Raw genomic sequence first — 20649 nt, 5'->3', positions numbered from 1 at the left:
GGTGATCCGGCAAGCCGGAGCCGAACCCTGAACCCGCCGCCGCGCACCCGCGCGCCGGCGGGTTTGTTACGATAGCTTCCCACCGACACGGACTGTCCCCTCATGCCCGAAGCCCAGTCGCGCTTTCGCCGACGGTTGCTGCTCTACTACGGCCTGTTCACGCTGGGGCTGTTCGGCTTCGTGGGGATGATGGGATTGCTGGAACGCTCCAATGCCGATGCGCTGTGGCTGGGCTACGTCTTCCTGTTCATCACCATCGCGATCTACGCCTGCATCGGCTTGATCTGCCGCACCTCGGACCTCAACGAATACTACGTCGCGTCGCGGCGCGTGCCGGCGATGTTCAACGGCATGGCGATTGCCGCCGACTGGATGAGCGCGGCGTCGTTCATCGGGCTGGCCGGTATCCTGTTTTCATCGGGCTACGAAGGGCTGGCCTATGTGATGGGGTGGACCGGCGGCTATTGCCTGGTCGCCTTCCTGCTCGCGCCCTACCTGCGCAAGTACGGCGGCTACACCATCCCCGACTTCCTCGCCGCGCGCTACGGCAACGGCAAGCCCGGCGGCAACCTGCCGGTGCGCGCGATCGCGGTGCTGGCCGCCTCGCTTTGCTCGTTCGTCTACCTGGTGGCGCAGATCCAGGGCGTGGGGCTGGTGGTGACGCGCTTCATCGGCGTCGAGTTTGCCGTCGGCATCTTCTTCGGGCTGGCGGGCATCCTGGTCTGCTCCTTCCTTGGCGGCATGCGCGCGGTCACCTGGACGCAGGTGGCGCAGTACATCATGATGATCGTGGCGTTCCTGGTCACGGTGTCGATGATCGCGTGGAAGCACCACCAGGAACCGCTGCCGCAACTGAGCTACGGCACGCTGCTGACGCAGCTGGATGCCCGGGAACAGCAGCTGGAGCGCGAGCCCGCCGAACAGGCGGTGCGCGACTACTACCGGCAGCAGGCCATCCTGCTGCAGGAACGCATCGCCCGCCTGCCCGAGTCCTTTGCGCAGGAGCGCGACGCGCTCGACGCACGCCTGCAGGACCTGCGCACGCGCAATGCGCCGCTGCGCGAGATCAAGGCGCTCGAGCGCGAACGGCTCGAGTTCCCGCGCGATGCCGCCGCCGCGCAGCAGCAGTGGCACCAGCAACGCGAAGAGGCGCTGGCCCGCAGCCGCCATTCGATGTCGTCCACCGAACCCTATCCCGCGGCATCGGAGCAGGAGCGCAAGACCAAGCGGCTCAATTTCGTGCTGCTGGTGTTCTGCCTGATGGTGGGCACCGCCAGCCTGCCGCATATCCTGACGCGGCTGTACACCACGCCCTCGGTCAGGGAAACGCGCAACTCCGTGGCGTGGGCCGTGTTCTGCATCGCCTTGCTCTACGTCTCGGCACCGACGCTTGCGGCGCTGGTGAAATACGAGTTCTTCGAGCACCTGGTCGGCACCCCGTACGCCGAACTGCCGCAGTGGGTGGTGCAATGGCGCAAGGTCGATCCACCGGTGTTCGGCATCCGCGACGTCAACGGCGACGGCATCGTGCAGTGGGCCGAAATCCTGCTGCAGCCCGACATGATCGTGTTGGCCGCCCCGGAAATCGCCGGCCTGCCGTACGTCATCTCCGGGTTGATCGCCGCCGGGGCACTGGCGGCCGCATTGTCGACCGCCGACGGCCTGCTGCTGACCATCGCCAACGCGCTCTCGCACGACGTCTTCTATCACATGGTCGACCGCCAGGCGAGCCACCAGCGGCGCGTCACCACCGCCAAGATCGTGCTGCTGGCCGTGGCGCTGTTCGCCTCCTACGTCACATCGCTGCGCCCCGGCAATATCCTGTTCCTGGTCGGCGCCGCATTCTCGCTGGCGGCCTCCAGCTTCTTCCCGGTCCTGGTTCTCGGCATCTTCTGGCGCCGCACTACCGCCGCCGGCGCCTTCGCCGGCATGGTCGCCGGGCTCGGCGTGGCGGTGTACTACATCTTCGTCAACTATCCCTTCTTCACCCGCATGACCGGCATCTTCGGCAACCGCTGGTTCGGCGTCGACCCGATCGCCTCCGGCGCCTTCGGCGTTCCCGCCGGCTTCGCGGTCGCGATCGTGGTCAGCCTGCTGACGCCGCGCAACGCGCCGGTGATCGACCGGCTGGTGACCTACCTGCGCAAGGGGTAGGGCAGGGAGATGACGAGGTACTGGATTCGACCGGCAACTCTGCTATAATCGCGGACTTGCCGGAGAGATGGATGAGTGGTTTAAGTCGCACGCCTGGAAAGCGTGTATGGGTTAATAGCCCATCGGGGGTTCGAATCCCCCTCTCTCCGCCAGAACACTGCGCAAGATCATGCAAAGCCGCCCGTAACTTGGGCGGCTTTTTTGTTTCCGGGCGGTCAGCGGCTTCGCGCCGAGATTGGGCAAGGGCTGCCGATTCACACCCGTACCGGTTATGCTCTCGCCCCATGACCAACATCACCCCCCATTTCGAAATCCGCCCCGCCTTGCCCGCTGACGCGCAAGCCGTGGAAGCCATCCTCGTCGACACCTACCTCGGCACCTGGAAGCCGCAACTGACGCGGGCCGCCGCCGCCGCCTTCGAGCAGCAAGGCAAGACCCGCAGTTACGTTGAAGCGCGCTTGCAGGAATTCCATGTTGCCTGCGTGAACGGCGTGCCAGCCGCCATGGTGGATTGGGAAAACAATTTCATCTGGGCGCTGCATGTCGGCCGGGCCTGGCAGCGGATGGGCCTGGGCGGGGCGCTGCTGGCGCATGCGGAAGCCGAGATGGCCCGCGCCGGGCATCGCGAGGCGAGGCTGGAGACGGATACGTTCAACCAGCAGAGCCGCGCCTTCTATCGGCGCCAGGGCTATGCCGAGATCGATTTCTATCCCGATGAAAGCTGGGACAGCGGCTTTACCACGGTGCTGCTGTCCAAGGCGCTGGTGCCAGTCTGAGCACAAGCGACGGGCGCCATGCCGTATTCATGCGTAGATTGCATGACCTTGCCGGGCCGCCCGTGAAAGAATCGGGCATCTCTTTCGAACCGCCCAGTGCATCCCATGTCCGACCCCATCGTCCACCTCAACGGCACCCTGACCCCGCTCTCCGAGGCCCGCATCCCTGTGCTGGACCGCGGCTTTATCTTTGGCGACGGCATTTATGAGGTGATCCCGTACTACCACGGCAAGCCTTTCCGCGGCGCGCAGCACCTGGCGCGGCTGCACCGGAGCCTGGAGGGCATCGGCATTCCCGACCCGTACAGCGCCGCGCAGTGGCTGGAGCGTGTCGGCGAGGTGGTCAAGGCCAATGGCCTGTCGGATCAGCTGGTCTATATCCAGGTAACCCGTGGCGTGGCCAGGCGCACGCATGCGTTTCCGAAGGAGGTGGTGCCGACGGTGCTGATCATGACCAATCCGATGGCGCTGCCGTCGACGCAGATGGTCGAGCAGGGTGTTGCGTGCGTGACCATGGAGGACCGGCGCTGGCTGAATTGCCAGATCAAGTCGACCTCGTTGCTCGGCAACGTGCTGGCGGCGCAGCATGCGGTGGAGCAGGGCGTGACCGAGGCGATCCAGTTCCGCGACGGCTGGCTGACCGAGGCGTCGGCGTCGAATGTGTGGGTGGTGCGCGATGGCCGCGTGTCGGCGCCGCCCAAGGACAACCTGATCCTGGAGGGCATCCGCTACGGCTTCATGGAGGAGATCTGCGAGGCGATGGGTATTGCGCTGGAGTCGCGCCGGATCGCCAGGGACGAGGTGTTTGCCGCCGACGAGGTGCTGCTGTCGTCGGCCAGCAAGGAGCTGCTGCCGGTGGTCAGCATCGATGGCCGTCCCATCGGCAAAGGCGTGCCGGGGCCGGTGTTTGCGCGCCTGTACGCGGCTTACCAGGCGGCCAAGGCGGCGCTGTAAGTGCCTGCCAGGGTCTCCCGACGCGTGCTAGCATGCATTGGGATTCAGCCAGGAGTCAGTCATGGCCAAGCGTGAGCGCGGCCGGCGTGCCTTGCAGGATGAGGTCGGCCGGCGTATCCAGCAGATCGATGAAATCGGCGAAGACGGTGCCAGGATCCGCGTGCCGTCACCGCAGCCCCACCCGCGCGACGCGCGGGGCCGCAACTGGGACATGGCCTTCGACAATCTGCACGGCTATGCCGCCAGTGTGCGCGCGGTGGTCGACAAGGTGCGCGACGAGTTCGACCTGAACGAAGCGCTCGAGAACCGCGCGCCCAACCCCTTCGGCGACTGAGCCGGGCGCGCTGATCTGGCGCTAATCCACTGAAACGATGATGGCGACGCGCCGGTTCTCGGCGCGTCCCGCGGCGGTGCGGTTGTCCGCTACCGGGCGGCTCTTGCCCAGCCCGCGCACCTCGATGTTGTCCCGCGCAAAGCCGGCATCGGCCAGCAGCCGGGCCACGGCCTCGGCGCGCCGCACCGACAGCGACTGGTTGTAGTCCGCCGAGCCGGCGTCATCGGTATGGCCGTCCACGCGCAGGCGCTCGATCCCCACGCCGCTCAGTGCCCGGCCGAGGCGCTGCACATTGGCGGCGCGGTCCCCTTCGATCAGGTCCTCGTTGAAGCCGAACAGCACCTTGTCGGTGAGGCCCAGTTCCCAGCCTTCGTCGGTCCGCAAGAAGCCTTCCTGCTGCAGTACCGCCAGCTGCGCCGGCGACAGCCGGCCTGCCGGCGGCGTGGTCTGGCAGCCGGCCAGCGCCAGGCAGGCCAGCATGACGGCCGCCAGCCAGGCTTTCCATCTGGATGTGTGGAGTGTCGGGGGACTGCTTGCAAACATGTGGATTCTCACTGCGTGATGTCGGAGCGCGGGTCGATGCGCGATTCGATTCGCGATTCGATGCGCGGCTCGGCACTTTGCCAGATGCCGCCGGAGCGCCGCTTGGCGCCGTACATGGCGGCGTCGGCGGCGTGCAGCAGGGCCTGGCTGCCTTGCGCGTGGACCGGGAAGACCGCCAGCCCGATGCTGAGCGAAGCCTGCACCGAGCTGCCGTCGGGCAGGTCGATGGGGCAGGCCATGGCATGCAGGATATGCTCGGCGATCTGGATCGCATCGGCGGGGGCGCGCAGCGCGGTGGCCAGCACCGCGAATTCGTCGCCGCCGATGCGCGCCACGGTGTCGCGGCCGCGCAGACTGGCGCGGATGCGCTGGGCCACCGCGACCAGCACCGCATCGCCGGCGGCATGGCCGTGGCGGTCGTTGACGTGCTTGAAATCGTCGCTGTCCAGATACAGCACCGCGGCATATTCGTCGTTGGCGGCTGCATGGCGCACGGCGTGCTCCAGCGTTTCGACGAAGGCGGCGCGGTTCAGCAGCCCGGTCAGGGCATCGTGGTTGGCGCGGTGGGCGAGCGAGCGGTTTTCGTGCTGCATCTGGTTCTGCCAGGTTTGCAGCTCGTCGAGCAGGCCGTTGAAGTCATCGCTCAGGGCATTGAGCTCGGCGATGCTGGCCGGCGGCGTTCGCTGCGCGAAATCGCGCTGCGAACGCACTGCGTGCGCCACCCGCATCAGGTTGCGCAACGGCTCGATGATCTGCACCAGCAACCGGCTGGCCAGGTAGTGCGCGCCGACCGCGGTCAGCAGCAGGCAGGCAAGCAGCCCCAGTGCGCCTTGCAGCAGGAAGTGCAGCAGGTTGCGCGGGTCGCCGCTGACGCGCAGCGTGCCGACTTGCTGCGCCTGGTGCAGGATGGGCTGCTCGACCGCATCGGTGCCCAGCCATTCGACCAGCGCGTGGCGCACGCCGGTCAGCGGGGCCTGGCCGGGGCGCTGCCATACCGCCAGCACGTGGTGGTCGCGGTCATAGACCGTGGCGCGGGCGATGTCTTCCGAGGCGGCGATCGCGGCCAGCGTTTCGGCGGTGGCCGCCTGGTCGCGGAACACCACCGGCGCTTCCAGCGTATAGGCGATCGAGCGCGCCACTAGCCGCACGTTGTGGTCGGCGTAGACGCGCAGCGCGGTGACGCCGATCGCGGTCAGCGCCAGGCCGGCGGTGCATACCGCGATCAGCGCGACGCCCAGGTGGATGCGGCGCAGCACGCTGTAGAGGGTGGGGCGCGCGCCTTGCCCGCGCACCGGCTGGGGCTGGCTCATGACGGCGCTCCCTTGCGGCGGCCGAGCTGCAGCACGCCGGGGTGCATATGCACGCCGCTGCGGGCGAGGGTATCGAGGTTGACGCGAAACGAGACCTGGTTGTCGCGGATGTTGAGGCAGAACATGCTGCCCACCTCGCACTCGAAATCTTCTTCCGCGATCACCAGCACCGGGCGGCCGGTCAGTTCGGCCGACAGGCGCTTGCGGCGTGGTTCGTTCATGGTGCCCACGTACAGCGCATCGCACGCCGGATGCAGCATGTCGGCCAGCACGTCGACCTGGCGGGTCTGCACGGTGCGGCCATTGGCGAGCGTGCCGCCTTCCTTCAGCCGGGCCGCATAGCGGCTGGCGTGATCGACGCACAGCCGCACCGGATCGCGCTCCACCGGCCAGCGCGCGTAGCCGAGCAGGCTGATGACCACGCGCGCGACCAGGTCGGCCCGTTGCGGGGCGGGCTGCGCGGTGACCGCGGGGGGCAGCATGGCCGGCAGCACCGCCAGCGTCACGGCCAGCAGCAGCGCGGTCAGGCCGCGGCGCAGCAGCGGTCGCGCACGGGCAGCGGGCGGGGTCGGCGGGGGGCTGGCTGGGGCAGGCGCCATGGTCTGGAACGAAAGGGGCGGAGCGGCCGGTTGCGGAGTTGTGGGCTGGCCGCGCGTATTGTGTGAGGCCGGGTTCGGGACGGTCAAGCGTCCGGCCTTGCGGTGAATCGGCGAAAACGGGCGGAACGAGCGGGATTCTGCGGAGACCGGCTCGTGGCGCGGCGTGATACGAAATGTTTATCGGCCCCAAGGTTGCGTTCCTGAACCCCCCTGACCGCTGTTGCCCGCATGCCAGGCTTCGCCGTGGCGGACACAACACTTAGAATGTGGCCATCGCCCCGACTCGTCCAACTCGTCCAACTCGTCCAACTCGCCCCCTGCCGCCATGATCGCCGATCCTGTTTTCCGCCTGCTGCACCTGACCGGCGTCGCCGTCTGGGTCGGCGGCATGTTCTTCGCCTACCTGTGCCTGCGCCCGGTGGCCGGCAGCCTGCTGGAGCCGCCGCCCCGGCTGCGCCTGTGGCGCGGCGTGTTTGCCCGGTTCTTCCCATGGGTGTGGGCGTCGATAGTGGCGATCCTGCTGAGCGGTGGCGCGATGATGGCGGCAACTGGCATGGCGGGCGCACCACGCAACTGGCACCTGATGCTGGGCATCGGCGTCGTCATGGCGGGGATCTTCTGCTACGTCTGGTTTGGCCCCTACCGGGTGCTGGGCCGGGCCGTCGATGCGCAGGACTGGCCAGCCGCCGGTGCCGCGCTGAACCGCATCCGGCAGGCGGTCGGAACCAACCTCGTGCTGGGGCTGGCCAATATCGCCGTGGCGACGCTGGGTCGCTGGCTCGCCTGAGCGGATCTGCGTCGGCTCGTCTTGTCATAACCACGCAAACGGAGAGCTGCTATGCGCGTCCTCGCATGTGTTGCCGTCGTCGGTCTGGCCGTGGCGGCGATCCCCGCCGCCGCCGCGGAAAATGGCACGCAGAATGGGGGCCTGAGCGCCGACTATGAGCGCTGCATGGACAAGGCCGTTTCGACCGCCGACATGCTCAACTGCGCGGCGCTGGAGTCGCGCGTGCAGGATACGGCGTTGAACCGCGCTTACCAGTCGCTGCTGCGGCGGCTGGAGGCGCCGCGCACCGGACAGTTGCGGGTGGCGCAGCGGGCCTGGCTGGAGTACCGCCAGGCCAATTGCGCCTATGTCTCCAATCCTGCCGGCGGCAGCGCGGCGCGCGTGGCCGGCGCGTCGTGCCTGCTGGAGATGACCGCCGCGCGCGTGCGCGAATTGCGTGCCTTCGCCACCGAGGCCGCCGGCCGGTGAGCTCGCGGGCCTTGTGCTAGAGTTGCCTGACCCCTGTGCTGCGGCACGTCTCAACCGGAGATGGATCATGGCAAACGAATCGCGCCACAACCTGAAGGCTTTCGTGCAGACCGCACCCCGGTCGGGGCGCTATGTGTGGGTCATCGCGCTGGTGGATTTCAGCGCGCAGCAGGTCAGGCGCGCGATCGTGTCGGACGATACCTTCACCACCTCAGATGCCGCGCGCGTTGCCGGCGAGGCCCAGCTCAAGGCGATGGCCGAGGATCACTAGCATCGCCCGCGCGCAAGCGGGGCTTGCACCGGGCTGTTGCGCGCCGGCATCCATGGACGGTCAATACCAATTCTTGACTTGCCGGAGGCTCATGGCGCACTAGACTATGGGCATGTTCCTCCACAAGAAAGGACTCCCATGACGGATTGCGCGCTTCGCCCGGCCAGGGCCCTGCTGCTGGCCGCGTTGCTCGGTTCGGGCCTGACCCTCAGTGCGGCGTCGCTGGCCCAGGTCTCGGTCAATATCGCCATTGGCGTGCCGCCGCCGGCGCCGATCTACGAGGCCGTGCCCGCACCGCGCGCCGGCTATGTGTGGATGCCCGGCTATTGGGACTGGGACGATCACCACCGCAAGCATGCCTGGAAGAAGGGCCGCTGGGAGCGCGAGCGCCCGGGCTATGTCTATGAGTCGCCGCGCTGGATCCAGGCGCGCGACGGCTGGGTGCTGGTGCCGGGCCGCTGGGACCAGGGCGGCGGGTATAAGGACAAGGACAAGGACAAAGGCAAGGGCAATCCAGGCCACGGCAGCAAGAACAGCAAGGGCGGACATTGCCCGCCCGGCCAGGCCAAGAAGGGCGAGTGCTGACCTGCCTGCCATCCGGCGCCGCACGGTGACGCCTGGCGCCGCTGCCATGCTACGATCCCCGCCATGACAACCGCGCCCGCGCGGCGCATCGGCAGCGGATTCCGGAGGTAGCGATGGCAAGGCACGTCTTCACGCGCGCGCAGTATCTCGACATCCTCAACGACAGCCTGCGCAAGCATCCCGGCTGGCAGCCCGGCATGGCCTTTGTGTTCCTGCCGCCTGGCGCCGATGCCAGCCAGGCTACGGCGGTGGGTTGCACCGGCCCGATGGACGCGATACCGGTCTATGCGGAAATCCAGCGGGTCGCTGCCGAGCTGATCGAAGTCAGCGACGCATGATGCCGCCGGAGCGGCCGCCGCGGGTGCGTACAATACCGCCCTCTACAGACTTTCGGATATTGCCGTGAAGAAAACCGACCTGGAAAAAAACAAGGGGCTGAAGATCGCCAACAGCCTGAAGCAAGCGGCGGCAGGGCGGGGCGGCATGCCCGGCGCCGCGCCGCGCCCGGACCGGCGCGAGCAGCGCCGGCTGGACCAGGAGCAGGGTCTGGTGCCGTTCGCGTGCAAGCTCGATGGCACGCTGGTGAAGCGCCTGCAGGCGCTGGCCGCCGATCATCCGGGCGGCATGACCGGGTTGCTCAATGAAGTGCTGGCCGGGGCCCTGCCGCCGGAACAAAGCCAGGCCTGACGGCAGCGCGGCGGCCGTGCCGCCGCTGTGCCAGGGGGATCAGTCCTCTTCCTCGTCGTCGAGGAATTCGCGGCGCAGCATCCAGTTGGCGATGGCTTCGTCGCAGATGCGCTTGAATTTCTGCTTGTCCGGCATCTTGTCGAACAGCTGGAAATTGACCAGCGCCATGCCGGCATCGGTGATGTAGAACATGCGGCTCGGGTCGTCATCGTGGACGATGCGGCCGTCGATGGCGTCTTCCTCGCTTTCGGCCGGCATGTCCTCCAGCTCGACCACGCGGCAGGTGAAGCGCGGGCTGCGGGTGTGGGTCAGGTACTCGAATTCATCGTGCATGACCTCGCCGCCCTTGCCTGCGATCACGGCGAAGCCCCAGATAAAGCGGGGCATCGGCAGATCGGACAGATCTTCAATCTCGTCCATGGTGTTCTCCCTGATTCAATCCCCGCATTATCGCCCGGAACGCCGCGGCTTCAAAAGGTGGCGCGGCGCGCGCCGTGGCGCTTACGGCCGGGCGTGGCAGTTGGCCAGCGCGGGCGCGGCGTTTTCTGCCTGCATCAGGTCGCGCAGCGTGCCTGACTCGCCCTTGGTCCACCATTCGTAGCGGCCGCCCACATAGCGCGCGCCGGACGCCGCGACCGTACTGACCGCCAGCACCGGCTTGCCCTCGATGCGGAACACCGCGGCCTGGTTGTCCGGGCTGTTGAAGTAGCGCACCGTCAGCGTGTTGCCGCCGTCGCACTGGTAGCGCATGGTGCGCACTTCGGGAAAGCGCACGCCGTCGATGCCGGGCGCGCGGGCGGCCTGGGCCGTGGCGCTGGCGCAGAGGAAGGCGAGCAGGGCAACGATGCGCGTGCGTGAAAGTATCAGGCGATCGGGCATGGCGTGGTCTGGTTGCAAGTTGGTGTTGGGGAGTCACGGAGCCGTATCGAGGCAGCGCCGCTGTGCCAGGCGCTCAGCCGAGCATGTAGCCTGCGGCAAGCGCACGGAAGCTTTCCAATTCCCGCGCTTGCCAGGCTTCGTCTTCGCCAAGTTCCTCGGCCAGAATCGCGGCCACCGCCGGTGCCGCGTCGATGGCCGCGCGGGCGTCCAGGAACAGCGCGCGATTGCGGCGCGCCAGCACGTCCTCGACCCGGCGCGCCAGCTCATGCCGGGCGGCAAAGCGCACATGGGCCTCGGTCAGGCCCGAGGCGCCGGTGAGCATGCGGTCGTGTCCCGGCAGCGTGCGCAGCAGGCCCAGCTCGTTGCCGTAGTACCGGTCCGGCGAGCCCGAATCCGGTGGCGGCAGGTCGGCCGGCAACCCGGCGGCACCGTGCAGCGGCAGCTCCGCGGTCACGCACGGCGCCGCGCGCACCATCTGGCGCTGGATCGCGGTCTCGATCACGTCTTCGGCCATCTTGCGGTAGGTGGTCCATTTGCCGCCGGTGACGGTGATCAGCCCGGCCCTGGACACCAGGATCGTATGCTCGCGCGACAGCGACGCGGTGGAGGCTTCGCCGGTGGCGCGCACCAGCGGCCGCAGGCCGGCCCAGACGCTGGTGACGTCGGCGCGGGTGGGGTCCTTGGCCAGGTAGCGCGACGCCGTTTCCAGGATGAAATCGACATCGTCGGCGCCGGCGTCGGGCTCCAGCGGCAGGTCGCGGCGCGGCGTGTCGGTGGTGCCGACGATGGTGTGGCCGTTCCACGGCACCACGAACAGCACCCGCCCGTCGTCGGTCTTGGGGATCAGGATGGCGCGGTCGCCCGGCAGGAAGCTGCGCGGCAGCGTCAGGTGCACGCCCTGGCTGGGCGCAACCATGGTGCGCGCATGCCCGTCTTCCATCTGGCGCACGGCATCGACCCAGACGCCGGTGGCATTGATCACGCAGTCGGCGCGCAGCCGGAAGGTGGCGCCGCCGAGCACGTCCTGCACCGTCACGCCGCTGATCACGCCGCCTTGCTGGCTCAGTCCGGTCGCGCGCATGTAGTTGAGCGCGGTGCCGCCGACGTCGAACAGCGTGCGCATCAGCGCCACCGCCAGCCGTGCATCGTCGAACTGGCCGTCGAAGTAAAGGTTGCCGCCGCGCAGCGGGCGCCCGCCGACGTGTTCGGCCAGGTTAGGCGCGGCCGCCAGCACCTCGCGGTGGTTCAGCCAGCGGCTGCCGGACAGGTTGAGGTTGCCGGCCAGCATGTCATAGAGCTTGAGGCCGATGCCGTAGAAGGGCTGGTCGAACATCTGGTAGGCCGGCACCACGAAGCCCAGCGGCCACACCAGGTGCGGCGCGTTGCGGGCCAGCAGGCCGCGCTCGTGCAGCGCCTCGCGCACCAGGCTGATATTGCCCTGCGCCAGGTAGCGCACGCCGCCATGCACCAGCTTGGTCGCCTTGCTCGAGGTGCCCTTGGCAAAGTCGGCGGCTTCGACCAGCAGCGTGCGGTAGCCGCGCGAGGCGGCGTCGACGGCGGTGCCAAGGCCGGTGGCGCCGCCGCCGATGACGATCACGTCCCAGCGCGGCTCGCGCTCCAGGGTGGCGAGCAGGGCGGCGCGGCCGGGCGGCTGGATCGGGGTGGGAAGGCTGTGCATGACGCTGGTGTGTGGTGGGTGCTGGCTAAATTGTTCGAGTGGTCCGGACGTGGCGCTGGACGGGTTTGATCGACGCTCAGCCGTGGCCGGTGTCGGCGTCGTCCTCGCGCGCCCAGTCGCGCGCGCGCTCGACCGCGCGGTGCCAGCGCGCGAGCCGGTGCCCGCGCTCGTCGGCCGACAGGTTGGGCTCGAAGCGCCGCTCCACCTGCCATTGCTGCGCGATCTGCACCGGGTCGCTCCAGTAGCCGGTGGCCAGGCCCGCCAGGTAGGCGGCGCCGAGCGCGGTGGTCTCGGTCACGCGCGGCCGTACCACCGGGGTGCCGAGCAGGTCGGCCTGCATCTGCATCAGCAGGTCGCTGCGCGACGCGCCGCCGTCCACGCGCAGCTCGGCCAGCGCGATGCCGGCGTCCTTCTGCATGGCCTCGAGCACGTCCACGCTTTGCAGCGCGATCGATTCCAGCGCCGCCCGCGCGATCTGCGGCCTGCCGGTGCCGCGCGTCATGCCGACCAGCGTGCCGCGCGCAAAGGCGTCCCAGTGCGGCGCGCCCAGCCCGGCAAAGGCCGGCACCAGCACCACGCCGCCGCTGTCATCGCACTGGCGCGCCAGCGCCTCGGCCTCGGGCGCGCTCTGGATGATCTTGAGGCCGTCGCGCAGCCACTGGATGGTGGCGCCGCCCATGAACACGCCGCCCTCCAGGCAATACTGGGTCTGGCCGCGGTACTGCCAGCCGATGGTGGTCAGCAGCCGGTTGCGCGAGGTGACCGGCTGCGCGCCGGTATTCATCAGCAGGAAGCAGCCGGTGCCGTAGGTGTTCTTGGCCATGCCCGGCACCAGGCAGGCCTGGCCGAAGGTGGCGGCCTGCTGGTCGCCGGCGATGCCGGCAATCGGGATCGGCATGCCGAACAGCCGCGCCGCGGTGCGCGCGACCTCGCCGCTGGAGGCCACTACCTCGGGCAGCAGCGCGTGCGGGATGTCGAGCAGCGCCAGCAGCGCGTCGTCCCACTCGAAGCTGTGGATGTTGAACAGCATCGTGCGCGAGGCATTGGAGACGTCGGTGACATGGCGCGCGCCGTCGGTCAGTTGCCAGATCAGCCAGCTGTCGACGGTGCCGAAGGCCAGTTCGCCGCGCTGCGCCCGCTCGCGCGCGCCTTCGATGTTGTCGAGCATCCAGCGCAGCTTGGTGCCGGAAAAATAGGCGTCGATGACCAGGCCGGTCTTCTCGCGGAACAGCTCGCCGTGGCCGGCGGCCTGCAGCGCCTCGCACATCGGCGCGGTGCGGCGGTCCTGCCAGACCAGTGCGCGGCCGACCGGCTCGCCGGTCTTGCGGTCCCACAGCACGGTGGTCTCGCGCTGGTTGGTGATGCCGATGGCGCGCACCTGCGAGGCGCCGATGCCGGCGTCGGCCAGCACCGTGTGCGCCACCGCCAGCTGAGATTGCCAGATCTCGTAGGGATCATGCTCGACGTGGCCGGGATGTGGGTAATATTGGCGGAACTCGCGCTGCGCCAGCCGCACCACATTGCCGGCATGGTCGAACAGGATGGCGCGCGAGCTGCTGGTGCCCTGGTCGAGCGCCAGCACGTATTGCGGCTCGGCGGGAAGCTGGGACGGGGCAGGGCGCTGCGCCTGCGCGGCGGGCTGGTTCATGCGTTCGATCCTGACAATGACAATGCGCGCCGGGGTGGCCGGTGCATGGAATCCTGATGGCTGAAACCTCTTCTTTGCCAGCAGCCGGGGCCACGGCACGGATCGCCGCCTCGCTGGCGGCGCGCAGCGGCTTCGATGCTGCCGCCAAGCTGCGCCTGATGGCCGACGGCCGCCAGGTCGGCTGGCTGCCGCGCACGCATGCCGGCATCCTGCGCGGCATCAGTGCCGTGCTGGGCCCGGAGCAGCCGCTCGCCGATGGCTCCGTGGCCGTGGCCTTGCTGCCCCGCTGCGACGATTTCGACGCGCGCAGTGCCGCGCTGCAGGCGCTGGCCCGCCAGCTGGCCGACGCCGGCCATGTGCGCGGCTGGCGCGACGAGCTGTTCGCGGTCACGGCTGCGCTCGACGCGCCCGCGCTCGCGGTGGTGGAGCGCGCCGCGGCACGCTTCCTGGGGCTGCTGACCTTTGCCTCGCACATGAACGGCATCGTCGACGGCGCCGCGGGCGACCAGCCCGCCCTGTGGATCTCGCGCCGCAGTCAGGCCAAGGCTGTCGATCCCGGCATGTGGGACAACCTGGTGGCCGGCGGCATGCCCCACGGCAGCGACCCGCTGGCGACGCTGGTGCGCGAGTGCGAGGAAGAGTCTGGTATCCCGCCTGAATTGGCGTGGGGCGTGCAGGCGCACGGCATGATCGAGGTGCTGCGCGACCTGCCCGAAGGCGTGCAGTGGGAGCAGGTCTATGTCTACGACCTGATGCTGCCGCCGGACTTCATTCCGCACAACCAGGACGGCGAGGTCAGTGAGCACCGGCGCGTCGAGCTGGCGCCATTGCTTGCTATCATGTCGGCCGGCGCCATGACGGTCGATGCGACACTGGTGACGCTCGATGCCCTTGGACGGCGTGGCTGGCTCGACGCCGGCCTTCACGACTGAGCCGCCGCAGGGACCATCGCTGCTTGTCCCGGTATTGCCCGCCGTATTGACCATTGCACTGACCGAGCCCCCCTGGCTTTCCCGGCCTTGCGCCGCGCCACCCAGACAGAACCACACACCATGAGCAACACCGGATTCATCCTGACCCTCTCGTGCCCTGACCAGCCGGGCATCGTCCACGCTGTCTCGGGCCTGCTGTTCCAGCACGGCTGCAATATCGTCGATTCCGACCAGTACGGGGACGAGTACGCCGGCCGCTTCTTCATGCGCGTGCATTTCACCCCGGCCGCCGGTGGTCCCGACCTGACCACGCTGAAGGCCGCGTTCGCGCCGGTGGGCGACCAGTTCGGCATGCAGTGGGAGCTGAACGATGCCACCGTGAAGCCGCGCGTGATGATCATGGTGTCGAAGATCGGCCATTGCCTGAACGACCTGTTGTTCCGTGCCAAGGCGGGCGGGCTGCCGGTGGAGATCGCGGCCATCGTCTCGAACCACCGCGACTTCTACCAGCTGGCGGCGTCGTACGACGTGCCGTTCTTCCACCTGCCGCTGATGAACGCGTCGGCGGAGCAGAAGGCCGCGCAGGAAGCGCGCGTGTTCGACGTGGTGCAGGAGCAGAAGATCGACCTGGTGGTGCTGGCGCGCTACATGCAGGTACTGTCCAACGACCTGTGCCGCAAGCTGGCCGGCCGCGCGATCAATATCCACCATTCGTTCCTGCCCAGCTTCAAGGGCGCCAAGCCGTACTACCAGGCGCACGACCGCGGCGTGAAGCTGATCGGGGCCACCGCCCACTACGTCACCGCCGACCTCGACGAAGGCCCGATCATCGAGCAGGAGATCGAGCGCGTGGACCACAGCATGGACCCCGACCAGCTCACCGCCGTCGGCCGCGACGTCGAGTGCGTGGCGCTGGCGCGCGCGGTCAAGTGGCATGCCGAACACCGCATCCTGCTGAACGGCCACAAGACCGTGGTGTTCAAGTAATTCTTCTTCCCTCCGGTTTGCGCCCCTCGCCCGCTTGCGGGAGAGGGGCCGGGGGAGAGGGCAGGCCTGCGCCAGAACCGATGAGCCAGGCACTGCCGGCACGCGCAGCCGCGCCACTGCCGACATGGCAGCAACAGGGCTTGTCCCGCGCTCACTCCCGCTCTGCCACCACACACTTCACCCCACTGTCGGCCAGGATCTGGTCGAACGGCGCCGCCAGCGGCGCGTCGGTAAACAGCCGGTCCACCTGCGACACATGCGCCAGCTCGACCATGGCCTGGCGGTTGAACTTGCTGGCGTCCGCCGCCAGCCAGACCTCGCGTGAATGCTCGATGATGGTCCGCGCCACCTTGACCTCGCGGAAGTCGTAGTCGCGCAGCGTGCCGTCGGCCTCGATGCCCGAGATGCCGATCAGCCCGATATCGACCTTGAACTGGCGGATGAACTCCACCGTGGCCTCGCCGACGATGCCGCGGTCGCGCGAGCGCAGCACGCCGCCGGCGACGATGACTTCGCAATCGGGGTTGTCGGCCAGGATATTGGCCACGTGCAGGTTGTTGGTGATCACGCGCAGGCCGCGATGGTGCACCAGCCCGCGCGCGATCTCCTCCACCGTAGTGCCGATGTTCAGGATCAGCGAGCAGCCCTCCGGCACGGCCGCCGCCACCGCGCGCGCGATGCGCGCCTTGCCCTCGGCATTGAGCACCTGCCGCTGCCGGTAGGCGATGTTCTCGGTGGTGGAGTCTTCCACCCGCACCCCGCCATGAAAGCGCGCCAGCATGCCGTTTTCGGCCAGCATGTTGACATCGCGGCGCACCGTCTGGAGCGTGACGCCGAACTTGCGCGCAAGTTCGTCGATGGAGGCAAAGCCCTGGGTGCGGACTTCTTCGAGCAGGGCCGTCTGGCGGGGATTGAGGGTCATGCCGGGATTCTAGTTCAAACACAAACGAAAACAAAATGATGCGGTGCACTATTGTTTTCTGTTCGTTTTGTTGCTAAAACGAGCGTGAAGCCAAGATTGGTGCGCCTGCATCCAACGCAAGCCGTGATGCAGGCAGCATATCGAACATGGAGACCGGATGCAGCTACGTTTGGAAGGCGTCGCACAGCAGGCAGGTTCGCAGGCGTATCTCTATCCGATGACGCTGGCCCCGGTTTCCGGCGCGGTCACCATCCTGCTGGGTGCGACGCAGGCGGGCAAGACTTCGCTGATGCGGGTCATGGCCGGGCTGGACCGGCCCAGCGCCGGGCGCGTGCTGGTCGACGGCGACGACGTCACCGGCATGCCGGTGCGCGAGCGCAATGTGTCGATGGTCTACCAGCAGTTCATCAACTACCCGTCGCTCAGGGTCTTCGACAACATCGCGTCGCCGCTGCGGCTGCGGCGCAAGGCCGCGGCCGGCGAGATTGCCGCGCGCGTGCGCGAGCTGGCGGCGCGGCTGCATATCGACCACCTGCTGGAGCGCTATCCGGCCGAACTGTCCGGCGGCCAGCAGCAGCGCGTGGCGCTGGCCCGCGCGCTGGCCAAGGAAGCCCCGCTGATGCTGCTGGACGAGCCGCTGGTCAACCTGGACTACAAGCTGCGCGAGGAGCTGCGCGAAGAGCTGACCCAGCTGTTCGCGCACGGCGACGCCACCGTGATCTACGCCACCACCGAGCCCGGCGAGGCGCTGCTGCTGGGCGGGCACACCGCGGTGCTCGATGCCGGCGAGCTGCTGCAGTATGGCCCCACGCCGCAGGTGTTCCACTATCCCGATTCGCTGCGCGTGGCGCGCGCCTTCAACGATCCGCCGATGAACCTGGTCGAGGGCCGGCTTGAGCGTGGCAAAGTGGCGCTGCCGGGTGCGATCGACGTGCCCGTGCCCGGCGTGGCGGCGCAGGACGGGCCGGTGACGCTTGGGGTGCGCGCCTCCGCATTGCGCCTGGCGGGCGAGACCGGCGCGGTCGCGGTGCCGGGTCGCGTGGCGCTGGCCGAGTTGTCCGGGTCGGACACCTTTGTCCACGCCGATACTCCGGTCGGCAACTTGGTGGCGCAGTTCGCGGGCGTGCTCGACCTGCAACTGGGCGCGCCGGTGACGCTGCACCTGCTGCCCGAACAGCTCTACCTGTTCGACGCCGACGGCCGCCGCATCCATGCGCCGCGCCGGCCCGGAGGGCTCGCCGCCGAGGTGCCGGGCGGCGCGACAGCGGCAACGGCAGGGGGCTGAGATGGCACGCATCGACCTGGACCTGGCGCACTCGTACGTGCCCCATCCGCGCACCGACGAAGACTACGCGCTGCTGCCGCTGCGCTTCACCTTTGAAGACGGCGGCGCCTATGCGCTGCTGGGGCCGTCCGGCTGCGGCAAGACCACGCTGCTGAACTGCATCTCCGGGCTGCTGCGCCCGTCGCACGGCACCATCGCCTTCGACGGCCGCGACGTCACCGGCGCCACGCCGCAGGCGCGCAATATCGCCCAGGTGTTCCAGTTCCCGGTGATCTACGACACCATGACCGTCGGCGAAAACCTGGCATTCCCGCTGCGCAACCGCGGCGTGCCGGAGGCGCAGGTGCGCGAGCGGGTCGGACGCGTCGCCGAGATGCTGGACCTGTCGTCGACGCTCGGGCGCCGCGCCAGCGGCCTGGCCGCCGATGCCAAGCAGAAGATCTCGCTCGGGCGCGGGCTGGTGCGCCAGGACGTGTCGGCCATCCTGTTCGACGAACCGCTGACGGTGATCGACCCGCAGCTCAAATGGCAGCTGCGGCGCAAGCTCAAGGAGATCCACCACGAGTTTCGCCTGACGCTGATCTACGTGACCCACGACCAGACCGAGGCGCTGACCTTTGCCGACCAAGTGGTAGTGATGTCGCGCGGCAAGGCGGTGCAGGTAGGGCCGGCCGACGCGCTGTTCGAGCGGCCGGCGCATACCTTCGTCGGGCACTTCATCGGCTCGCCCGGCATGAACTTCCTGTCCGGCCAATGGCGCGACGGCGCCATCGACGTGGCCGGGCGGCGCTATATGCCGCCGCTGTCGCCGCCGGTGGAAGCGGCGCTGCGCGCGGCCGGCAGCTTCCGCATCGGGGTGCGCCCCGAATACCTGCAGCTGGCGCCGGAGCGCGACGCGCAGGCGGTGCCGGTGCAGGTGCAGCGCGCGCAGGACATCGGCACCTACTGGCTGCTGACCGGCACCGTGCAGGAGGCGGGCGCGCAGGCCGGCACGCTGCGCGCGCGGCTGGGCACCGAGGCGGCCGGCCTGCGCGCGGGCGACACCGCGTGGCTGTCGGTGTTCAACCGCCATACCTGCTACTACGTCAACGAGGAGCTGGTGCCATGAAGCCGGTCAACCAGAAGGCCTGGCTGCTGGTGCTGCCGGTGGTGGTGTGCGTGGCGTTCTCCGCCATCCTGCCGCTGATGACCATCGTCAATTACTCGGTGCAGGACATCATCTCGCCCGAGCGGCGCGTGTTTGTCGGCACCGAATGGTTCCGCACCGTGCTGCGCGACGGCGAGCTGCACGACGCGCTGCTGCGCCAGCTCGGCTTTTCGCTGGCGGTGCTGCTGGTGGAGATCCCGCTCGGCATCCTGCTGGCGTTGTCGATGCCGGCGCGCGGCTGGAAGGCGTCGGCGGTGCTGGTGATCATCGCGCTGTCGCTGCTGATCCCGTGGAACGTGGTCGGCACCATCTGGCAGATCTTCGGGCGCACCGACATCGGCCTGCTCGGCGCCGCGCTGGCTGGGCTGGGCTTCGACTACAACTACACCGGCAGCGCCTTCGACGCGTGGATCACGGTGCTGGTGATGGACGTCTGGCACTGGACGCCGCTGGTGGCGCTGCTGTGCTACGCCGGCCTGCGCGCGATCCCGGACGCCTACTACCAGGCCGCGCAGATCGACGGCGCGTCGCGCCTGGCGGTGTTCCGCTATATCCAGCTGCCCAAGCTGCGCGGCGTGCTGATGATCGCGGTGCTGCTGCGCTTCATGGACAGCTTCATGATCTATACGGAGCCGTTCGTGCTGACCGGCGGCGGACCCGGCAACGCCACCACCTTTTTGTCGCAATACCTGACGCAGAAGGCGGTTGGCCAGTTCGATCTGGGTCCCGCCGCGGCGTTCTCCATCGTCTACTTCCTGATCATCCTGCTCATGTGTTTCATCCTCTACAACTGGATGCAGCGCGCGGGCACCGCCGGCAGCGAGGACATGCCCCATGGCTGAGATCTCTTCGGCAGTCCCCGCGGTGGTTCCCGCCGCGATCCCCGCGCAGGCCAGCCGCGCCACCTGGTGGCGCGCCGGCTTCCTGCTGGCCTACCTGGTGTTCGCGATCGTGCCGATCTACTGGATGGTCAACATGTCGTTCAAGACCAACGAGGAGATCGTCTCGACGCTGTCGCTGTGGCCGGGCCAGTTCACGCTCGAGCACTACAAGACCATCTTCACCGATCCGTCGTGGTATTCGGGCTACCTCAACTCGATGATCTACGTGGCGATGAACACCGTGATCTCGATCGGCGTGGCGCTGCCCGCGGCCTACGCCTTTTCGCGCTACCAGTTCATCGGCGACAAGCACGTGTTCTTCTGGCTGCTGACCAACCGCATGACGCCGCCGGCGGTGTTCCTGCTGCCGTTCTTCCAGCTCTACAGCACCATCGGGCTGATGGATACGCACCTGGGCGTGGCGCTGGCGCACCTGGTCTTCAACGTGCCGCTGGCGGTGTGGATCCTGGAGGGTTTCATGTCGGGCGTGCCGCGCGAGATCGACGAGACCGCCTATGTCGACGGCTACTCGTTCCCGCGCTTCTTCCTGACCATCTTCCTGCCGCTGATCAAGGCCGGCGTGGGCGTGGCCGCGTTCTTCTGCTTCATGTTCAGCTGGGTCGAGCTGCTGCTGGCGCGCACGCTGACCTCGGTCAACGCCAAGCCCATCGTCGCCACCATGACGCGCACGGTGTCGGCATCGGGCATGGACTGGGGCGTGCTGGCCGCGGCCGGGGTGCTGACCATCGTGCCCGGCGGCATCGTGATCTGGTTCGTGCGGCACTACATCGCGAAGGGCTTCGCGATGGGCCGCGTTTAACG

General features: G+C 68.4%; 24 protein-coding genes and 1 tRNA gene. 17 read left to right on the top strand and 8 right to left on the bottom strand.

The features are described 5' to 3' along the window. Positions 1-102: 102 nt before the first annotated feature. The 5 genes from ACEI37_RS21415 (at position 103) to ACEI37_RS21395 (ending at position 4218) form a co-directional block, all read left to right on the top strand. Positions 103-2154 (top strand): VC_2705 family sodium/solute symporter, encoded by a 2052-nt coding sequence (locus tag ACEI37_RS21415; RefSeq protein ID WP_373378065.1) that lies wholly within the window; start codon positions 103-105, stop codon positions 2152-2154. Between the two features lie 61 nt (positions 2155-2215). Then, positions 2216-2306, top strand: a tRNA-Ser gene (locus ACEI37_RS21410). A 132-nt stretch (positions 2307-2438) separates the two neighbouring features. Further along, the gene (locus tag ACEI37_RS21405) at positions 2439-2930 is read left to right on the top strand and encodes an N-acetyltransferase family protein (protein WP_373378064.1); all 492 of its coding nucleotides are present in this window, start codon (positions 2439-2441) and stop codon (positions 2928-2930) included. A 105-nt stretch (positions 2931-3035) separates the two neighbouring features. Then, a complete protein-coding gene (locus ACEI37_RS21400) occupies positions 3036-3884 on the top strand; it encodes a D-amino acid aminotransferase (RefSeq protein WP_373378063.1) in 849 nt (282 codons plus the stop codon). A gap of 61 nt (positions 3885-3945) precedes the next feature. Continuing rightward, complete coding sequence (locus ACEI37_RS21395; RefSeq protein WP_373378062.1) at positions 3946-4218, top strand: hypothetical protein; 273 nt, start codon at positions 3946-3948, stop codon at positions 4216-4218. Positions 4219-4239: 21 nt separating this feature from the next. Here the strand turns inward: ACEI37_RS21395 and ACEI37_RS21390 are convergent, their stop codons facing one another. From ACEI37_RS21390 to ACEI37_RS21380, 3 genes are read right to left on the bottom strand one after another with little or no spacing between them, the layout of a single operon-like run. Continuing rightward, positions 4240-4761 carry an OmpA family protein gene (locus tag ACEI37_RS21390; RefSeq protein ID WP_373378061.1) on the bottom strand — a complete coding sequence of 174 codons (522 nt, stop codon included), beginning with the start codon at positions 4759-4761 and terminating at the stop codon, positions 4240-4242. Positions 4762-4769: 8 nt separating this feature from the next. Next, the gene (locus ACEI37_RS21385) at positions 4770-6071 is read right to left on the bottom strand and encodes a diguanylate cyclase domain-containing protein (protein WP_373378060.1); all 1302 of its coding nucleotides are present in this window, start codon (positions 6069-6071) and stop codon (positions 4770-4772) included. Beyond that, positions 6068-6670: a YfiR family protein gene (locus tag ACEI37_RS21380; protein ID WP_111517583.1), complete on the bottom strand. Its 603-nt coding sequence runs from the start codon at positions 6668-6670 to the stop codon at positions 6068-6070. The genes ACEI37_RS21385 and ACEI37_RS21380 overlap by 4 nt, the downstream gene beginning before the upstream one ends. A 325-nt stretch (positions 6671-6995) precedes the next feature. Between ACEI37_RS21380 and ACEI37_RS21375 the strand changes: the two genes are divergently transcribed. The 6 genes from ACEI37_RS21375 (at position 6996) to ACEI37_RS21350 (ending at position 9468) form a co-directional block, all read left to right on the top strand. After that, positions 6996-7457: a CopD family protein gene (locus tag ACEI37_RS21375; RefSeq protein WP_373378059.1), complete on the top strand. Its 462-nt coding sequence runs from the start codon at positions 6996-6998 to the stop codon at positions 7455-7457. Between the two features lie 51 nt (positions 7458-7508). After that, positions 7509-7925 carry a lysozyme inhibitor LprI family protein gene (locus tag ACEI37_RS21370; protein WP_373378058.1) on the top strand — a complete coding sequence of 139 codons (417 nt, stop codon included), beginning with the start codon at positions 7509-7511 and terminating at the stop codon, positions 7923-7925. A gap of 67 nt (positions 7926-7992) precedes the next feature. Then, positions 7993-8196 (top strand): hypothetical protein, encoded by a 204-nt coding sequence (locus tag ACEI37_RS21365; RefSeq protein ID WP_373378057.1) that lies wholly within the window; start codon positions 7993-7995, stop codon positions 8194-8196. 138 nt (positions 8197-8334) lie between these two features. After that, the gene (locus tag ACEI37_RS21360) at positions 8335-8781 is read left to right on the top strand and encodes a hypothetical protein (protein ID WP_373378056.1); all 447 of its coding nucleotides are present in this window, start codon (positions 8335-8337) and stop codon (positions 8779-8781) included. A gap of 113 nt (positions 8782-8894) precedes the next feature. Continuing rightward, the gene (locus tag ACEI37_RS21355) at positions 8895-9119 is read left to right on the top strand and encodes a hypothetical protein (RefSeq protein WP_062800783.1); all 225 of its coding nucleotides are present in this window, start codon (positions 8895-8897) and stop codon (positions 9117-9119) included. A gap of 64 nt (positions 9120-9183) precedes the next feature. Then, positions 9184-9468, top strand: a complete 285-nt coding sequence (locus ACEI37_RS21350; RefSeq protein WP_111517587.1) for a hypothetical protein — start codon at positions 9184-9186, stop codon at positions 9466-9468. Between the two features lie 39 nt (positions 9469-9507). Here the strand turns inward: ACEI37_RS21350 and ACEI37_RS21345 are convergent, their stop codons facing one another. The 4 genes from ACEI37_RS21345 to glpK all read right to left on the bottom strand — a co-directional run bounded on the left by ACEI37_RS21345 (position 9508) and on the right by glpK (position 13673). Next, the gene (locus ACEI37_RS21345; RefSeq protein ID WP_012353264.1) at positions 9508-9888 is read right to left on the bottom strand and encodes a hypothetical protein; all 381 of its coding nucleotides are present in this window, start codon (positions 9886-9888) and stop codon (positions 9508-9510) included. An 81-nt stretch (positions 9889-9969) separates the two neighbouring features. Then, positions 9970-10347 carry an MliC family protein gene (locus tag ACEI37_RS21340; protein WP_373378055.1) on the bottom strand — a complete coding sequence of 126 codons (378 nt, stop codon included), beginning with the start codon at positions 10345-10347 and terminating at the stop codon, positions 9970-9972. A gap of 73 nt (positions 10348-10420) precedes the next feature. After that, on the bottom strand, positions 10421-12025 hold the full coding sequence (locus ACEI37_RS21335; protein WP_373378054.1) for a glycerol-3-phosphate dehydrogenase/oxidase: 1605 nt from the start codon (positions 12023-12025) through the stop codon (positions 10421-10423). A 76-nt stretch (positions 12026-12101) separates the two neighbouring features. Beyond that, a complete protein-coding gene (glpK, locus tag ACEI37_RS21330) occupies positions 12102-13673 on the bottom strand; it encodes a glycerol kinase GlpK (protein ID WP_373378053.1) in 1572 nt (523 codons plus the stop codon). Between the two features lie 56 nt (positions 13674-13729). Here glpK and ACEI37_RS21325 point away from each other — a divergent pair, with 56 nt between their 5' ends. Both ACEI37_RS21325 and purU read left to right on the top strand, forming a co-directional pair. Then, the gene (locus ACEI37_RS21325) at positions 13730-14605 is read left to right on the top strand and encodes a DUF4743 domain-containing protein (RefSeq protein WP_373378052.1); all 876 of its coding nucleotides are present in this window, start codon (positions 13730-13732) and stop codon (positions 14603-14605) included. Between the two features lie 120 nt (positions 14606-14725). Further along, a complete protein-coding gene (purU, locus tag ACEI37_RS21320) occupies positions 14726-15592 on the top strand; it encodes a formyltetrahydrofolate deformylase (protein ID WP_373378051.1) in 867 nt (288 codons plus the stop codon). A gap of 151 nt (positions 15593-15743) precedes the next feature. On the opposite strand, the gene ACEI37_RS21315 is transcribed toward purU, so the two are convergent. Continuing rightward, positions 15744-16514, bottom strand: coding sequence for a DeoR/GlpR family DNA-binding transcription regulator (locus ACEI37_RS21315; RefSeq protein ID WP_111517593.1), 771 nt, complete (start codon positions 16512-16514; stop codon positions 15744-15746). Between the two features lie 157 nt (positions 16515-16671). Between ACEI37_RS21315 and ACEI37_RS21310 the strand changes: the two genes are divergently transcribed. The 4 genes from ACEI37_RS21310 to ACEI37_RS21295 are packed head-to-tail and all read left to right on the top strand — an operon-like array spanning position 16672 to position 20647. Further along, a complete protein-coding gene (locus tag ACEI37_RS21310; protein WP_373378050.1) occupies positions 16672-17799 on the top strand; it encodes an ABC transporter ATP-binding protein in 1128 nt (375 codons plus the stop codon). A gap of 1 nt (position 17800) precedes the next feature. Continuing rightward, positions 17801-18907 carry an ABC transporter ATP-binding protein gene (locus ACEI37_RS21305; protein ID WP_373378049.1) on the top strand — a complete coding sequence of 369 codons (1107 nt, stop codon included), beginning with the start codon at positions 17801-17803 and terminating at the stop codon, positions 18905-18907. Beyond that, on the top strand, positions 18904-19788 hold the full coding sequence (locus ACEI37_RS21300; protein ID WP_227314143.1) for a carbohydrate ABC transporter permease: 885 nt from the start codon (positions 18904-18906) through the stop codon (positions 19786-19788). Before ACEI37_RS21305 ends, ACEI37_RS21300 begins: the two co-directional genes overlap by 4 nt. Continuing rightward, a complete protein-coding gene (locus ACEI37_RS21295; RefSeq protein ID WP_373378048.1) occupies positions 19781-20647 on the top strand; it encodes a carbohydrate ABC transporter permease in 867 nt (288 codons plus the stop codon). Before ACEI37_RS21300 ends, ACEI37_RS21295 begins: the two co-directional genes overlap by 8 nt. Positions 20648-20649: the final 2 nt, after the last annotated feature.

It is taken from the genome of Cupriavidus nantongensis, from assembly GCF_041726985.1.
Taxonomy (GTDB): Bacteria; Pseudomonadota; Gammaproteobacteria; order Burkholderiales; family Burkholderiaceae; genus Cupriavidus; species Cupriavidus nantongensis_A.
The sequence above is the reverse complement of the archived record's forward strand: the minus strand, read 5'-3'. Positions and strand labels throughout refer to the sequence as shown.

Coding starts and splice junctions, on each gene's coding strand:
- glpK (WP_373378053.1), bottom strand. CDS start 13,673: ATGAACCAGCCCGCCGCGCAGGCGCAGCGCCCTGCCCCGTCCCAGCTT.
- ACEI37_RS21310 (WP_373378050.1), top strand. CDS start 16,672: ATGCAGCTACGTTTGGAAGGCGTCGCACAGCAGGCAGGTTCGCAGGCG.
- ACEI37_RS21370 (WP_373378058.1), top strand. CDS start 7,509: ATGCGCGTCCTCGCATGTGTTGCCGTCGTCGGTCTGGCCGTGGCGGCG.
- ACEI37_RS21400 (WP_373378063.1), top strand. CDS start 3,036: ATGTCCGACCCCATCGTCCACCTCAACGGCACCCTGACCCCGCTCTCC.
- ACEI37_RS21360 (WP_373378056.1), top strand. CDS start 8,335: ATGACGGATTGCGCGCTTCGCCCGGCCAGGGCCCTGCTGCTGGCCGCG.
- ACEI37_RS21385 (WP_373378060.1), bottom strand. CDS start 6,071: ATGAGCCAGCCCCAGCCGGTGCGCGGGCAAGGCGCGCGCCCCACCCTC.
- ACEI37_RS21355 (WP_062800783.1), top strand. CDS start 8,895: ATGGCAAGGCACGTCTTCACGCGCGCGCAGTATCTCGACATCCTCAAC.
- ACEI37_RS21395 (WP_373378062.1), top strand. CDS start 3,946: ATGGCCAAGCGTGAGCGCGGCCGGCGTGCCTTGCAGGATGAGGTCGGC.
- ACEI37_RS21380 (WP_111517583.1), bottom strand. CDS start 6,670: ATGGCGCCTGCCCCAGCCAGCCCCCCGCCGACCCCGCCCGCTGCCCGT.
- ACEI37_RS21390 (WP_373378061.1), bottom strand. CDS start 4,761: ATGTTTGCAAGCAGTCCCCCGACACTCCACACATCCAGATGGAAAGCC.
- purU (WP_373378051.1), top strand. CDS start 14,726: ATGAGCAACACCGGATTCATCCTGACCCTCTCGTGCCCTGACCAGCCG.
- ACEI37_RS21335 (WP_373378054.1), bottom strand. CDS start 12,025: ATGCACAGCCTTCCCACCCCGATCCAGCCGCCCGGCCGCGCCGCCCTG.
- ACEI37_RS21325 (WP_373378052.1), top strand. CDS start 13,730: ATGGCTGAAACCTCTTCTTTGCCAGCAGCCGGGGCCACGGCACGGATC.
- ACEI37_RS21340 (WP_373378055.1), bottom strand. CDS start 10,347: ATGCCCGATCGCCTGATACTTTCACGCACGCGCATCGTTGCCCTGCTC.
- ACEI37_RS21295 (WP_373378048.1), top strand. CDS start 19,781: ATGGCTGAGATCTCTTCGGCAGTCCCCGCGGTGGTTCCCGCCGCGATC.
- ACEI37_RS21315 (WP_111517593.1), bottom strand. CDS start 16,514: ATGACCCTCAATCCCCGCCAGACGGCCCTGCTCGAAGAAGTCCGCACC.
- ACEI37_RS21305 (WP_373378049.1), top strand. CDS start 17,801: ATGGCACGCATCGACCTGGACCTGGCGCACTCGTACGTGCCCCATCCG.
- ACEI37_RS21300 (WP_227314143.1), top strand. CDS start 18,904: ATGAAGCCGGTCAACCAGAAGGCCTGGCTGCTGGTGCTGCCGGTGGTG.
- ACEI37_RS21415 (WP_373378065.1), top strand. CDS start 103: ATGCCCGAAGCCCAGTCGCGCTTTCGCCGACGGTTGCTGCTCTACTAC.
- ACEI37_RS21405 (WP_373378064.1), top strand. CDS start 2,439: ATGACCAACATCACCCCCCATTTCGAAATCCGCCCCGCCTTGCCCGCT.
- ACEI37_RS21375 (WP_373378059.1), top strand. CDS start 6,996: ATGATCGCCGATCCTGTTTTCCGCCTGCTGCACCTGACCGGCGTCGCC.
- ACEI37_RS21345 (WP_012353264.1), bottom strand. CDS start 9,888: ATGGACGAGATTGAAGATCTGTCCGATCTGCCGATGCCCCGCTTTATC.
- ACEI37_RS21365 (WP_373378057.1), top strand. CDS start 7,993: ATGGCAAACGAATCGCGCCACAACCTGAAGGCTTTCGTGCAGACCGCA.